The sequence below is a fragment of the Allgaiera indica genome (assembly GCF_900106675.1).
GTDB lineage: Bacteria > Pseudomonadota > Alphaproteobacteria > Rhodobacterales > Rhodobacteraceae > Acidimangrovimonas > Acidimangrovimonas indica.
The window spans coordinates 41,978-54,901 of sequence record NZ_FNOB01000001.1 but is presented as its reverse complement, the minus strand read 5'-3'; the positions used below and the strand labels follow the sequence as shown (position 1 = coordinate 54,901).

At 65.8% G+C, this 12,924-nt stretch carries 12 protein-coding genes; 3 read left to right on the top strand and 9 right to left on the bottom strand.

All coding sequences use genetic code 11. From position 1 onward, the window contains the following. Positions 1 to 63 precede the first annotated feature (63 nt). Positions 64 to 1,572 carry a malonate--CoA ligase gene (locus tag BLV97_RS00260; RefSeq protein WP_035838535.1) on the top strand — a complete coding sequence of 503 codons (1,509 nt, stop codon included), beginning with the start codon at positions 64 to 66 and terminating at the stop codon, positions 1,570 to 1,572. Between the two features lie 25 nt (positions 1,573 to 1,597). Here BLV97_RS00260 and BLV97_RS00255 read toward each other — a convergent pair whose 3' ends face one another. Next, on the bottom strand, positions 1,598 to 2,599 hold the full coding sequence (locus BLV97_RS00255) for a hypothetical protein (protein WP_035838537.1): 1,002 nt from the start codon (positions 2,597 to 2,599) through the stop codon (positions 1,598 to 1,600). 184 nt (positions 2,600 to 2,783) lie between these two features. Then, positions 2,784 to 3,254 carry a transcription elongation factor GreA gene (gene greA, locus BLV97_RS00250; RefSeq protein ID WP_035838539.1) on the bottom strand — a complete coding sequence of 157 codons (471 nt, stop codon included), beginning with the start codon at positions 3,252 to 3,254 and terminating at the stop codon, positions 2,784 to 2,786. A gap of 342 nt (positions 3,255 to 3,596) precedes the next feature. On the opposite strand from greA, the gene BLV97_RS00245 reads away from it, so the two are divergent. Beyond that, positions 3,597 to 5,243, top strand: a complete 1,647-nt coding sequence (locus BLV97_RS00245) for an electron transfer flavoprotein-ubiquinone oxidoreductase (RefSeq protein ID WP_035838541.1) — start codon at positions 3,597 to 3,599, stop codon at positions 5,241 to 5,243. Between the two features lie 271 nt (positions 5,244 to 5,514). Here BLV97_RS00245 and BLV97_RS00240 read toward each other — a convergent pair whose 3' ends face one another. From BLV97_RS00240 to BLV97_RS00210, 7 genes are all read right to left on the bottom strand, one after another. Continuing rightward, positions 5,515 to 6,147: a 50S ribosomal protein L25/general stress protein Ctc gene (locus BLV97_RS00240; protein ID WP_092163893.1), complete on the bottom strand. Its 633-nt coding sequence runs from the start codon at positions 6,145 to 6,147 to the stop codon at positions 5,515 to 5,517. Between the two features lie 239 nt (positions 6,148 to 6,386). Continuing rightward, a complete protein-coding gene (locus BLV97_RS00235) occupies positions 6,387 to 7,550 on the bottom strand; it encodes an alpha-hydroxy acid oxidase (protein ID WP_035839181.1) in 1,164 nt (387 codons plus the stop codon). Between the two features lie 345 nt (positions 7,551 to 7,895). Continuing rightward, positions 7,896 to 8,195 carry a hypothetical protein gene (locus tag BLV97_RS00230; protein ID WP_035839183.1) on the bottom strand — a complete coding sequence of 100 codons (300 nt, stop codon included), beginning with the start codon at positions 8,193 to 8,195 and terminating at the stop codon, positions 7,896 to 7,898. Positions 8,196 to 8,394: 199 nt separating this feature from the next. Next, positions 8,395 to 8,748: a diacylglycerol kinase family protein gene (locus BLV97_RS00225; protein ID WP_035839186.1), complete on the bottom strand. Its 354-nt coding sequence runs from the start codon at positions 8,746 to 8,748 to the stop codon at positions 8,395 to 8,397. Positions 8,749 to 8,754: 6 nt separating this feature from the next. Continuing rightward, positions 8,755 to 9,315 (bottom strand): phosphatase PAP2 family protein, encoded by a 561-nt coding sequence (locus BLV97_RS00220; RefSeq protein ID WP_051645891.1) that lies wholly within the window; start codon positions 9,313 to 9,315, stop codon positions 8,755 to 8,757. A gap of 356 nt (positions 9,316 to 9,671) precedes the next feature. After that, positions 9,672 to 10,103 carry a nuclear transport factor 2 family protein gene (locus BLV97_RS00215; protein WP_051645892.1) on the bottom strand — a complete coding sequence of 144 codons (432 nt, stop codon included), beginning with the start codon at positions 10,101 to 10,103 and terminating at the stop codon, positions 9,672 to 9,674. A gap of 253 nt (positions 10,104 to 10,356) precedes the next feature. Beyond that, on the bottom strand, positions 10,357 to 11,169 hold the full coding sequence (locus BLV97_RS00210) for an alpha/beta hydrolase (RefSeq protein WP_035839189.1): 813 nt from the start codon (positions 11,167 to 11,169) through the stop codon (positions 10,357 to 10,359). A 232-nt stretch (positions 11,170 to 11,401) separates the two neighbouring features. Between BLV97_RS00210 and BLV97_RS00205 the strand changes: the two genes are divergently transcribed. Continuing rightward, positions 11,402 to 12,880, top strand: a complete 1,479-nt coding sequence (locus BLV97_RS00205; protein ID WP_035839192.1) for an NAD-dependent succinate-semialdehyde dehydrogenase — start codon at positions 11,402 to 11,404, stop codon at positions 12,878 to 12,880. The last annotated feature ends 44 nt before the right edge of the window (positions 12,881 to 12,924 follow it).

Here is a 12,924-nt window from a genome sequence, read left to right as displayed (position 1 = left end):
TCCATGGCTTGAGCCTGCCTCCGCGAAGTGCGACAAAACGCCCGAGCCGGACCGGAGGAGACCATGGCCAACACCTTGTATGACGCGCTTTTCGCCCCTCTCGCAGGGCGTGCAAGCCCGTTTCTGATCCTGCCCGATGGGGCCGAGGTTTCGGGGGATGCCTTTCACCGCATGATCGCGCGTTTCGCGCATGTGCTGCGGGCCCAGGGCGTGGTGCCGGGCGACCGGATCGCCGTGCAGGTGGCCAAGACACCCGAGGCGCTGGCGCTTTACGGCGCGGCGGTGGCGGCGGGGGCGATCTTCCTGCCGCTCAACACCGGCTATACGCCCGACGAGGTGGCCTATTTCCTCGGCAATGCCACGCCGCGGCTGTTCGTCTGCGACGGAACCCGGGCCAAGGCGCTGGCCCCGATCGCGGCCGCCAGCGGCGCGCGGCTGGAGACACTGAACGCCGATGGCTCGGGCAGCCTGACCGAGCAGGCCGCGAACCAGCCCGACGCGCTAACCCCGGCCGAACGCGGGCCCGACGATCTGGCGGCTTTCCTTTATACCTCGGGCACCACCGGGCGGTCGAAGGGCGCGATGCTGAGCCATGCGAACCTGCTGTCGAACGCCGAGGTGCTGGTCGATTACTGGCGCTTCACCGATGCCGACGTGCTGCTGCACGCGCTGCCAATCTTCCACACGCACGGCCTTTTTGTGGCCTGCAACGTATCGCTTCTTGCGGGCGGGGCGATGATCTTCCTGCCGGGCTTCGACCTGGACCAGGTAATCCGCCTGCTGCCCCGGGCAACCTCGATGATGGGGGTGCCGACCTTCTATACCCGGCTGCTGGACGATCCGCGTTTCACCCGCGACCTGACGCGGCACATGCGGCTGTTCACCTCCGGCTCGGCGCCGATGCTGACCGAGACCCACCTGGCCTTCGAGGCGCGCACCGGCCAGCGCATCCTCGAACGCTATGGCATGACCGAGACCAACATGAACACCTCCAACCCCTATGACGGCGAGCGCCGGCCGGGCACCGTGGGCTTTCCGCTGCCCGGGGTCGAGGTGAAGATCACCGATCCCGACACCGGCGGGGCCCTGCCGCAGGGCCAGGCCGGCATGATCGAGGTGCGCGGCCCGAACGTTTTCCAGGGCTATTGGCAGATGCCCGAGAAGACGGCGGAGGAGCTGCGCGAAAACGGCTTCTTCATCACCGGCGACATCGGTCAGATCGACGCCGACGGTTATGTCAGCATCGTCGGCCGGCAGAAGGACCTGATCATCTCGGGCGGCTACAACGTCTATCCCAAGGAGGTGGAGCTGATCCTCGACGAGCAGCCGGGCGTGCTGGAATCCGCGGTGATCGGTGTGCCGCATCCGGATTTCGGCGAGGCGGTCTTTGCCGTCCTTACCCCGGCCGGCGAGGGGCCGGACGAAGGCGCGATCCGCGCCGCGCTGGGGGCGAGCCTGGCGAAGTTCAAGCAGCCCAAGGGATATGCGGTGCTGCCCGAACTGCCACGCAACACCATGGGCAAGGTGCAAAAGGCGCTTCTGCGCACGCAATTCGCCAAGACCTTCGCCTAGGGCGCGGGGCCGGCGCCTCCTCTTACTAGTCGAAGGTGCCGGTTACCCGACCGAACAGCATGAAGGCGCGGGCGGTGCGGGTTTCGGCCAGATCGGCCAGATCCTGATCCGAGGCGATCTTTTCGAAGCTGACCAGGGTCTTGTCGAACTGGCGCAGGAAATGATGCGCCGCGTCGCGGAAGATCGGGTCCGAGCGCATCCGTCCCGCGGTGAGCGCCAGGCTGGAGCGGTCGCGCACGCCCCCCAGCGCGGCGATCGTCTGGCCGCGCTCTCCCTGCGCGAAGCGGCGCCAGACCTCGGTGCGGGCCCGGTCGGGTTTCAGGTCGTCCATGTAGATCCCGTCCTGGCTGAGCAGCGTCAGCACGTCCTGTGCCGCCCGGATGAGGCGGGCGAGGTCGCGATCTTCCAGCGCCGAGCGCAGGGCACGGAAGCCGTCCTTGTCATCGACCGAATCGGGGAAGTTCAGCGCACGGATGAAATCGCTTACCGGGATCGGTGGATGGAAGGCCTCGGCCGGGGTGCCCAGCGCCAGCGCCGGCTGGTCTTCGCCCGGCGCGGCGGGGGCCAGCGTCAGCGCGGCCTTGCGGTCGGCCGAGGGGATCACCCGGGTGTGGTCGCGGCGCGAGCTGAAGGTGGCAAGGGCGGATTCGGTCTGGCGCTGGGCGGCCGCGATCTCGTCCAGCTTGCGCTCGACCGTAGGGCGCAGGCCCAACGCGTTGGCCTGGCTTTGCTGCACATAGGCGGCGCGCAGCCCGTCGACGGCGGCTTGCAGACGGGCGGCCTCTTCACGCAGCCCGCGCACGGTGCGCGCGGTCAGCGCGGCCACCCAGATCATCGCGATCGGCAGGAAAACCGCCAGCAGCGTCATCACCGCCGTCAGCACGTTGCGGTCGCTCGCCATGCCGCCGGTCATCATGAAGAATGCGCCGACCGCGACAACCCAGGCCAGGGTCAGCGCCACCGCGATCACTTCGGTCGTGGTGACCGGCTCCGACGCGGGCTGGCGCGAAAAGATGCCCGTGTCCATGCCCCGGCCGGCTGCTGGCCCGGGGGCGGCTGCGTCCTGGGGCTTGGCGCTGCCCTTCGGCGCGCCTTTGGCTGCCGTCCGACGCCGGCCGTCAGGCGCGTCAGAGCCTTCGGCCTGGGGGGGGATCGAGGTCTTGGTCATCTCCGGTTCTCCGGCGAATCCGCATTGGACGGGGCGTCGCGGCTCAGAGATAGCGGATGCTGAGAATCTCGTAGCTGCGCTCGCCGCCTGGGGTGCGCACCTCGACGCTGTCGCCCTCGTCCTTGCCGATCAGGGCGCGCGCCAGGGGTGACTTGATGTTCAGCAGTCCGCGCTCGATGTCGGCCTCGGCCTCGCCCACGATCTGATAGGTGCGTTCCTCGTCGGTATCCTCGTCGACCAGCGACACGGTCGCGCCGAACTTGATCGTGCCCGACAGCTTGGTCGGGTCGATCACTTCGGCGCGCGCCAGCAGGCCTTCGAGTTCCTTGACGCGGCCTTCGATGAAGCTCTGCTTTTCGCGCGCCGCGTGATATTCGGCATTCTCCGACAGGTCGCCATGTTCGCGCGCCTCCGCGATGGCGCGGATCACGGCCGGGCGTTCCACCGACTTCAACTGCTTCAGTTCATTGTCGAGCGCGGCATGGCCGGCGCGGGTCATCGGTATCTTTTCCATCGGTCACTTTGCAAAAAAGACGCCACTTGGCCGAACTACGGCCATGGCGTCAATCCATTTCTTGTCCCCACCTGACCGCAGCGACGGGGCAAATGCAAGGGGCAAGCACCGCCGCCGTCCGCCATGAGCCGCGATTTGCCGTCGGCCTCGGCCGCGCGGACCAACGGGTGGGATCGGGGCCAAGTGACGTTGCGCCACGGTGGCACCGGGGCAGCCCCGGGGGCGTTTGTGAGCGCTCACAACGATTGCGATGCGCGGCCGGGCGCGCTAACGCTGGGCCAGGGCATAAAGGGAAGCGCCCGCGCCCGGCTGCGCCGAGGTCCGCACACGAAAGGACGAGAGATGACCGAGACCACCCGTGAAGCGATGGAATATGATGTGGTGATCGTCGGCGCGGGCCCTGCCGGCCTGTCCGCGGCGATCCGTCTGAAGCAACTCGACGCTGATCTGAACGTGGTGGTGCTGGAAAAGGGCTCGGAGGTGGGCGCGCACATCCTTTCGGGCGCGGTGCTGGATCCTTGCGGGCTGACCAGGCTGATCCCCGACTGGAAGGAAAAGGGCGCGCCGCTCAACGTGCCGGTGAAGGAAGACAATTTCTTCCTGCTGGGCGAGTCCGGCAAGATGCGCATCCCCAACTGGCCTATGCCCCGGCTGATGTCGAACCACGGCAATTACATCGTCTCGATGGGCAATGTCTGCCGCTGGATGGCCGAACAGGCCGAGGCGCTGGGGGTCGAGATCTTCCCCGGCATGTCTTGTTCTGAACTCGTCTATGACGACAAGGGCGGCGTGAAGGGCGTGGTCGCGGGCGAGTTCGGCCGCAACCCTGACGGTACCGAGGGCCCGGGCTATGAGCCGGGGATGGAACTGCACGGCAAATATGTCTTTCTGGCCGAGGGCGTGCGCGGGTCACTGTCCAAGGAGGTGATCGCGAAATACGACCTCTCGTCGGGGCATGAGCCGCAGAAATTCGGCCTCGGGATGAAAGAGATCTGGGAGATCGACCCCGAGAAGCACCGCGAAGGCACGGTCACCCACACGATGGGTTGGCCGCTGGGGTCGAACGCCGGCGGCGGGTCGTTCATCTATCATCTTGAAAACAATCAGGTCTATGTGGGGTTTGTGGTTCATCTGAACTACCGAAACCCCTATCTTTACCCCTATATGGAATTCCAGCGCTTCAAGCATCACCCGATGGTGGCCGAGCTTCTGAAGGGCGGCAAGCGCGTGGCCTATGGCGCGCGGGCGATTTCCGAGGGTGGCTTTCAGTCGATGCCGAAGATGGTGGCGCCGGGTGTGGCGCTGCTGGGGTGTTCGGTCGGCATGGTCAACGTGCCGCGTATCAAGGGCAACCATAACGCAATGCTGTCGGGCATCGCCGCCGCCGAGGCCGCGCACAAGGCACTGGCCGAGGGCCGTTCGGGCGACGAATTGACCGCCTACGAGGCCGAAGTTCGGGGCGGCGATATCGGCGCCGACCTGAAGAAGGTGCGCAACGTCAAGCCGATGTGGTCGAAATGGGGGATGTTCCCGTCGCTTGCGCTGGGGGGGCTGGACATGTGGACCAACAGCCTTGGCTTTTCGCTGTTCGGCACGCTGGGCCACGGCAAGACCGACGCGGCGGCGACCGGTGAGGCTAAGGATTTTCAGCCGATCGATTATCCCAAGCCGGACGGGGAGCTCAGCTTCGACCGGCTGACCAACGTCAGTTTCTCGTTCACGAACCATGAGGAAAGCCAGCCCTGTCATCTGAGGCTGAAGGACCCTGCGGTGCCGATCTCGGTAAACTTGCCGAAGTACGCCGAGCCGGCGCAGCGCTACTGCCCTGCCGGCGTCTATGAGGTCCTCGGAGAGGGCGCCACGGCGAAGTTCCAGATCAACTTCCAGAACTGCGTGCATTGCAAGACCTGCGACATCAAGGACCCCAGTCAGAATATCAACTGGACCACGCCGCAGGGCGGGGATGGGCCGAACTATCCCAACATGTAGCTGCGACGGCTTCAGGGCCGGGGGTTTCACACCCCCGGACCCCCGTGGAGTATTTTCGCCAAGATGAAGGAAGATGCGCCCCGACGGGGTCTTGACGGTAGGGCGAGCCGGCTGGGCGCCGCCGCCGGCGGGGACCAGACCGATGGCGCAGTCATCGGTACATCCGAAAGACAAATGGCGCCGGGCCGCAGACGCGCTCATTGCAACGAAAAACGCGACGCCCTGGGGCGCCGCGTTTCGGTTTGCTTCGGGTGCCGCTCGGCGGGGTCGATCAGGCCTCTGCCTCTGCCTCGTCGCCTTCACCGCCTTCGTCCTCGGCCTCGCTCGCCCGCAGCCCGGAGGGCGCGGCGATGTTGGCGATGACGAAGTTGCGCTCGATCGTCGGCTTGGCGCCTTCGGGCAGGGTGACATCGTTGATGTGGATGACATCGCCGATTTCCTTGCCGGTCAGATCGACGGTGATGTGATCGGGGATATCGCCCGCCGTCACTTCCAGCTCGACTTCGGGGCGGACCACGACAAGCGTTCCGCCACGCTTGAGACCGGGCGCGGCCTCATGACCTTCGAAGGTCACATGGATGAACAGGTTGATCCGGGTGGTCCGCTTGAGGCGCATGAAATCGACATGCGTCGGCAGGTCCTTGACCACGTCGCGCTGCACGCCGCGGCAGATGACGCGGACGTCTTCCTGGCCGGGCACCTTCAGATTGAAGAGCGTCGACAGGAACCGGCCGGCCTTGAGCCGGGTCAGCAGCGGGTTGAATTCGAGGTTGATCGGAAGCGGATCGAGGCCGCCACCATATACGATACCGGGTACGTAGCCCTCACGACGAGCTTGACGAGCGGCCCCCTTGCCTGTCCCCGTCCGTACCTCGGCGTGAAGATCGGGGATCTTGCCAGCCATTTGAGGTCTCCATTGGTTGAATTGGCCGTCCTCCAAGGGTGCACGGCCATGAGAAGGGGCCTATAGGGCAGATTTGCCATGAAGGGAAGGAAAAAGCGCGCCGATCCGTGGCCGTGCATGGCGGAAGGGTCCGGACGCCTCCGGCGGGCGTATTTCGGGAACAATGAAAGGACTTTTCCGGCTTTCATTGTTCTTCAAATACGCAAGCGGCACCGAGCATCCCATGCGGTGTCCGGGTGTCAGGCCCAGCGACCCTCAAAGTCATCCGGGATGAGCAGGTTCTGAAGGCCCAACTCCTTCACGTCGCGCTCGCCGCAGAGAGCCATCGAGATGTCCAGCTCCTTCTGGATGACGTCGAGCGCCTTGGTCACGCCGGCCTCGCCCATCGCGCCCAGGCCGTGCAGATAGGCGCGTCCGATATAAGTGCCCCGCGCGCCCAGCGCGAGCGCCTTCAGAACGTCCTGGCCCGAGCGGATGCCGCTGTCCATATGCACCTCGATCTTGTCGCCGACGGCGCGGACGATGCGCGGCAGCATCCGGATCGAGGAAAGGGCGCCGTCTAGCTGCCGCCCGCCATGGTTCGACACGATCAGAGCGTCGGCCCCGAAATCGGCGCAGAGACGGGCGTCATCCTCGTCCAGAACGCCCTTGAGGATCAGCTTGCCGCCCCACATGTCGCGCACCCGCGCGATCTTGTCCCAGTCGAGTTTGGGGTCGAATTGTTCATTGGTCCAGCTCATCAGCGAAGAAGCATCTCCCACGCCCTTCGCATGGCCCACGATATTGCCGAAGAAGCGCCGCTTGGTGCCCAGCATCCCCAAGCCCCAGCGCCATTTGGTCGCCAGATCCAGCATCGTCGGCAGGGTCATCTTGGGCGGCGCTGAAAGGCCGTTCTTCAGATCCTTGTGGCGCTGGCCCAGGATTTGCAGGTCGAGCGTCAGCACAAGTGCGTCGCAGCCGGCATTCCGGGCGCGTTCCAGCGTGCGTTCGACGAAATCCCAGTCGCGCATGACATAAAGCTGGAACCAGAAGGGCTTGGTCGTATGGGCGGCCACGTCCTCGATCGAGCAGATCGACATGGTCGAAAGTGTGAAGGGCACGCCGAAGCGTTCGGCTGCGCGGGCGGCCTTGATCTCGCCGTCGGCGGATTGCATGCCGCACAGTCCTACCGGCGCTAAGCCCACAGGCATTGCCACGTCGCGGCCGATCATGGTGCTGGCGGTGGTACGTCCCGACATGTCCACCGCCACCTTCTGGCGCAGTCGCAGCTTGGCGAAATCGCTGGTGTTGTCGCGGAATGTCTGTTCGGTGTAGCTGCCGCTTTCGGCATAATCGTAGAACATCTTCGGCGTACGGCGGCGGTGCAGGCGCTTGAGATCGTTGATGTTGGTGATGACAGCCATGACGGGGCCTTTCGCAGGATTGGTAAAGCGCGGTTACCAATACGTGAGTCTTGTGGCAAGTTGCCTGCGCGAAAGTGGCTTGCGCGTGGCTTCGGGTGCAAGCGAATTCAGCGCCCACAAGCCGGGATTTCCCGCACCCGTTGCGGGAACGATCCGTGCATGGTGTCGTTTTGCCGCCTGCGCCGCCCCAGGCCCACTGTCATCACGGTCGCCGGACCTGGGGCCGGGGCCCTTTGTCGATTGTCTCGAATCGAGCCAGATCTTGCCCGCAGGCGGATGAAGAGGGCCGGGAACAACAGAAGGGTCGCGGCTGCATGGGGCCATCGGAGAAGTTCGCCAGAACGCTCAGTTCCCGCACATCGCCTTCGCGGTCTGGCCGAAGTTCTGGTAGCGGTTCCAGAAGGCATTGTCCTGTCGTGAATCCGAAACCCGGACTTCCTGCGCCTTGTGCGGATCGCGGAAGAAGCTGGCGGCGCGATTCTGGTCGCGGCTTCCCAGGGTCAGATCCGCCGCCCGCTGGATGCAACTGCACAGTGCCGGTGTTGCGGGCCGGTCGGATTGGATGCAGGCGCGGCTGATCGCCCCCGCCTGAAGAGACGCCGCCGGGATGGAAAGCACCGCTGCCGCCAGAAGAAGCCTTGTCATGTCACTGCCTCGTCATGATTGTTGGATCCCGGGCGCGCGGTTGACCCCGCGCTGCCCGTACTGCCCCCGCACTATGGCCCGAAAACCAAGTATTTTCAATGCAAGCGGGGTTTTCACGCGGGGGGGCGGCCATGGTCGGGACGGTTTCGGCAAGATCATGCCGATTCGGCGATCGGCGTCCCGGGGCGCGCGCGGCAGATCAGATCAGACGCGGCACAAACACGATCAGGCCGATACCGAGCGCCCCGATGGCGCAGATCAAGACGCCCGCCGCGGCGACATCCTTCGCGTCGCGGGCAAGTGCGCTCCACTCGGGGCTGGCGATGTCGACGACATGCTCGATCGCGGTGTTCAGGGCCTCGGCCGCCAACACCAGCGCGATTGCCAGGATCAGCGCCAGCCATTCCCCCGGCGACACCTGCAGATAGGCCGCCAGCGCCACCACGATGGCCGCGGCTACAAGGTGAAGCCAGGCGTTGGGCTGGCGCAGCAGAACCGCAAGACCGCGGGCAGCGTGAACGAAACTGGCAAGCCTCGGGTGACGCCCTGGCATCGGATCTCAGAACTTCTTGGTATAGGACAGCGACAGGCCGCCATCGGTCGGTGCCAGGGTCAGCTGGTTCGCGAAGGGCGTGGTGAAGATGCGCGCCGAGGCAAAGCCGATCGCCGCCCCGGCGAGCACATCCTGGGCGTAGTGCTTCTTTGCCTCGATCCGGGCCAGGCCCGTCAGGGCGGCGGCGCCGTACATCAGCGGAACGTAGGAGCTGTATTCCTGACCATAACGGATATCGAAATAGGTGGCGGCCGCGAAGGCAAGCGCCGTATGGCCGGAGGGAAAGCCGCGATTGTTCGATCCGTCCGGGCGGGTCTCATGGACCACGGACTTGAGCGCCTCGACCGCCAGAAAGGTCACCCCGGCGGTTTCCAGCCCTTGCCTGAACCCCGTCTTGTCGGATTTCGACAGGGTCGTCGCCACGGCCGCGCCGCCCAGCCCCAGCGCAAGCCCTGTCGACACATTGTCCCATGCCTGCGCCTTCCCCGCGACGGCCGTTTGTGGTGCGAACGTGCCAAGCGACAGCAGGACGGCAAGACTGACGGGGCGGACAAAGGCTGCGTTCATATGAGATCTTTCCTTGCAAGGGACCAGGCGCCGCCGGGTCAGCAGGTTGTTCCTGTTTGCGCGGGGCGCGCGGCTTCACTATCGGTGTTCGGACTGCCGATTGCGATTCCTTCCGCCTCCATCGCGGTAACGTGACATTTCTGCATCCCGTTGCGCAAGCGGCGCCGGACCCGACAAGATGGCCAGGGAACCAGGACGGTCAGGAAACCGCGAAAAGCGACCGACGCGCCGCCACGCACCGGGCGGTCGGACGGCCGAGAAGGAGGTGTCGTCTGATGCCTTGCCCGAAGGCGGCCTGCCCAGGGCCTTCGCGGGACCTGGGCAGACCGGATTTCGCGGCCGTTCGGGACGGCGGCCTACATCGATTTCTTCGCGTTGACCTGCCAGACCTCGTCGACGATCTTGCGATCGCGGTAGACCAGCACATAGCGCACCGGGACCGAGGGCTTGCCGACGAAATGCACGTTCGCCGTCACCGTCATGCCCTTGGCGTCACCGGCGACATCGATGGCCGAGGCGGTTTCACGCGTCTTGCCCATCAGGTGGATGAACTTGCTCCAGACCTTTTTGATCTCGGCTTTGCCGTGATAGGTGCCGTTCAAGGGGCCGCCGACCCATTGCAACGTGGCACCCGGGGCGTACTGACTCATGATCCGGTCAAGATTGGCGCCGGCGATGGCCTTGAAATGCATCTGTGCGTCCGGGGCCTTCATCGAGGCCACGGCGGGCATGGCCGACAGACCAAAGGCTGCGACGAGTACGAGGGACCGGGCAATCTTGGCAGACATCTGCTGTCTCCTTCTTCGGTTGCGAAATTGAATGAAACACATTCCAACATGAGAATGCGGTTGCAGATGAATCATTAGGCCGTGTGATCACGCAGGAATGATGCCCGTTGCCTGGCGTCCCGGCCGCCCGGTCGGCTGGGTTTCGGCCCGTTGCGTGCCCCGTTTGCACCCCGTTTTGCGCCCTGTACCGGCCCCGTACCGCACCCCGCGCGCGCATCGGTCGCGGCCCTCGCGGCGCTCGTGGCGCCGTCGCTCAAAGCCCGTCCAGGACCGCCCCGGTCAGGGCCGAGGTGCCGTCTTCCAGCCCATCGATCACGTTGAAATGGTGCTTGCCCGGATCCACATGCCAGGCGCAGCCCCAGGCTTCGGACAGAAGCCGAGCCTGCCACAGGAAGGCTGGCCGCTCCTGTCCACCAACCCAGACCGCCGCCTCGCATTCCGCGCGCCGGGCCAGCAGCGCGGGGCTTTCGGCCAGCGTCTCGGCCGGCTGGAGCTGCAGCTTGTCGTTCATCGAGCTTTGCGCCAGGGGCCGCAGGTCGCTGAGCGGCGAGATCGGCACCACCCGGCGCAGGCGTGCGGCGATGGGGCCGGGCAGGGGGGCGTCCTCGCAGGCCATGCGCGCCGACAGATGGCCACCGGCGGAATGGCCGGTCACAACGATCGGCCCGCCGGCGTCGGCCCCGACTCTGGTTGCGGCTGCGCCGATGGCTGCGCCGATCTCTTGCGTCATCTGGGCGATCCGCGCCGCCGGCGCCAGCGTATAGGCCGGCATCGCGCAGGCCCAGCCCCGCGCCAGGGCGCCGGCCGCCAGATGCGACCACACGCGCGGATCGAAGCGCAGCCAATAGCCGCCGTGAATGAAAACCATCAGCCCGCGTGGCATCCCTTCGGGCAGGAAAAGATCGAGCCAGTTCCGATCGCCCGCCGCGTAGGGCAGGCCTAGAAGAGCACGCGGGCCAAGCTGGTCGCGGAAGGCTTCGGCCTTGGCGGCCCAGCGCGGCGGGTAGTCCGCCGCCCCGGGTATGAAGCCGCCGTTGTCATAGGCCCGGTCCATCTCTTCGCGCATCCGTCCCTCCCTGGTTCGACCTTTCCTAGCGTGCAGGACAGGATGGCGAAAGGCCGAAGCCCCGCGCGCGGCCGGCTGCATTCCCACCGATCGGCCGGGCGTTGCCGGTCATGCTTGCCTTGCCCGGGCGCCGCTTTAGCTAGACAAGCAACCCGGCCTCATGCTTTGAAACATCAACCGCGTGCCGGAGCCCGCCGACGGGCGCGCGCCGCCCATGACGAAGGAGAAAGAGATGCTCGATACCGCCACTGATCTGCGTTCCCTGCTCAAGGATCCCGCGCTTCTGGCAACCCAGGCCTTCGTCGCCGGCGAATGGGTCGCCGCCGATGATGGCGCCACCTTCGAGGTCACCAACCCGGCGCGCGGCGACGTGATCTGCACGGTTCCCGACATGAGCCGCGCCGAGACCGCCCGCGCGATCGAGGCCGCCCGCGTGGCGATGAAGGGCTGGGCCGCGCGCCCGGCCAAGGAACGCGCCCAGGTGATGCGCAAGTGGTTCGACCTGATGATCGCGAACCAGGAGGATCTGGCGCTGATCCTGACCGCCGAGATGGGCAAGCCGCTGCCCGAGGCGCGCGGCGAGATCGCCTATGGCGCCAGCTTCATCGAATGGTTCGGCGAAGAGGCCAAGCGCATCTATGGCGAGACCGTCCCCGGCCACATGGCCGACAAGCGTATCACCGTGATCAAGCAGCCGATCGGGGTGGTGGGGTCGATCACGCCCTGGAACTTCCCCAACGCGATGATAGCCCGCAAGGCCGGCCCGGCGCTGGCAGTTGGCTGTGGCTTCGTCTGCCGCCCGGCGTCCGAGACGCCGCTGTCCGCGCTGGCGATGGCGGTGCTGGGCGAACGCGCCGGCCTGCCCAAGGGGATCTTGTCGGTGATCACCTCGAACCGGGCCTCGGACATCGGCAAGGAGTTCTGCGAGAACCCCTCCGTGCGCAAGCTGACCTTCACGGGATCGACCGAGGTCGGCCGCATCCTGTTGCGTCAGGCCGCCGATCAGGTGATGAAATGCTCGATGGAACTGGGCGGCAACGCGCCCTTCCTGGTCTTCGATGACGCCGATCTGGATCTGGCGGTGACGGGCGCGATGGCGTCGAAGTTCCGCAACAACGGCCAGACCTGCGTCTGCGCGAACCGGATCTATGTGCAGGCCGGCGTCTATGACGAATTCGCGCGCAAACTGTCGGAAGCGGTCGCGGCGCTGAAGGTCGGCGACGGGCTGAAGGACGGCACCGACGCCGGGCCGCTGATCAACGAGGACGCGGTGGCCAAGGTAGAGGAGCACATCAAGGACGTGCTCGATCATGGCGGCTCGGTGGTGGCCGGAGGCCATCGGCACCAGATCGGTGGCACCTTTTTTGAGCCGACCGTGCTGACCGGCGTGACGCAGGACATGAAGGTCTCGACCGAGGAAACCTTCGGGCCCGTCGCGCCGCTGTTCAAGTTCGAGACCGAGGAAGAGGCGATCGAAAAGGCCAATGCCACGATCTTCGGCCTGGCGTCTTATTTCTACGCCCGCGATATCGGCCGGATCACGCGGGTGCAGGAAGGCCTTGAATACGGGATCGTCGGGGTGAACACCGGCATCATCTCGACCGAGGTCGCGCCCTTCGGCGGGGTCAAGCAATCGGGCCTGGGCCGCGAAGGCAGCCATCACGGCGTCGAGGATTACCTGGAACTGAAATACATCTGCCTTTCGGTCTGACGGCCTCCCCGGGGCCGTCGTCCCTCCGATCCGGCCCGGCATCT

What these genes read in the sequence shown, in the direction of transcription:
- BLV97_RS00260 (WP_035838535.1), top strand. Translation starts at nt 64, where the DNA reads ATGGCCAACACCTTGTATGACGCGCTTTTCGCCCCTCTCGCAGGGCGT.
- BLV97_RS00255 (WP_035838537.1), bottom strand. Translation starts at nt 2,599, where the DNA reads ATGGACACGGGCATCTTTTCGCGCCAGCCCGCGTCGGAGCCGGTCACC.
- greA (WP_035838539.1), bottom strand. Translation starts at nt 3,254, where the DNA reads ATGGAAAAGATACCGATGACCCGCGCCGGCCATGCCGCGCTCGACAAT.
- BLV97_RS00245 (WP_035838541.1), top strand. Translation starts at nt 3,597, where the DNA reads ATGACCGAGACCACCCGTGAAGCGATGGAATATGATGTGGTGATCGTC.
- BLV97_RS00240 (WP_092163893.1), bottom strand. Translation starts at nt 6,147, where the DNA reads ATGGCTGGCAAGATCCCCGATCTTCACGCCGAGGTACGGACGGGGACA.
- BLV97_RS00235 (WP_035839181.1), bottom strand. Translation starts at nt 7,550, where the DNA reads ATGGCTGTCATCACCAACATCAACGATCTCAAGCGCCTGCACCGCCGC.
- BLV97_RS00230 (WP_035839183.1), bottom strand. Translation starts at nt 8,195, where the DNA reads ATGACAAGGCTTCTTCTGGCGGCAGCGGTGCTTTCCATCCCGGCGGCG.
- BLV97_RS00225 (WP_035839186.1), bottom strand. Translation starts at nt 8,748, where the DNA reads ATGCCAGGGCGTCACCCGAGGCTTGCCAGTTTCGTTCACGCTGCCCGC.
- BLV97_RS00220 (WP_051645891.1), bottom strand. Translation starts at nt 9,315, where the DNA reads ATGAACGCAGCCTTTGTCCGCCCCGTCAGTCTTGCCGTCCTGCTGTCG.
- BLV97_RS00215 (WP_051645892.1), bottom strand. Translation starts at nt 10,103, where the DNA reads ATGTCTGCCAAGATTGCCCGGTCCCTCGTACTCGTCGCAGCCTTTGGT.
- BLV97_RS00210 (WP_035839189.1), bottom strand. Translation starts at nt 11,169, where the DNA reads ATGCGCGAAGAGATGGACCGGGCCTATGACAACGGCGGCTTCATACCC.
- BLV97_RS00205 (WP_035839192.1), top strand. Translation starts at nt 11,402, where the DNA reads ATGCTCGATACCGCCACTGATCTGCGTTCCCTGCTCAAGGATCCCGCG.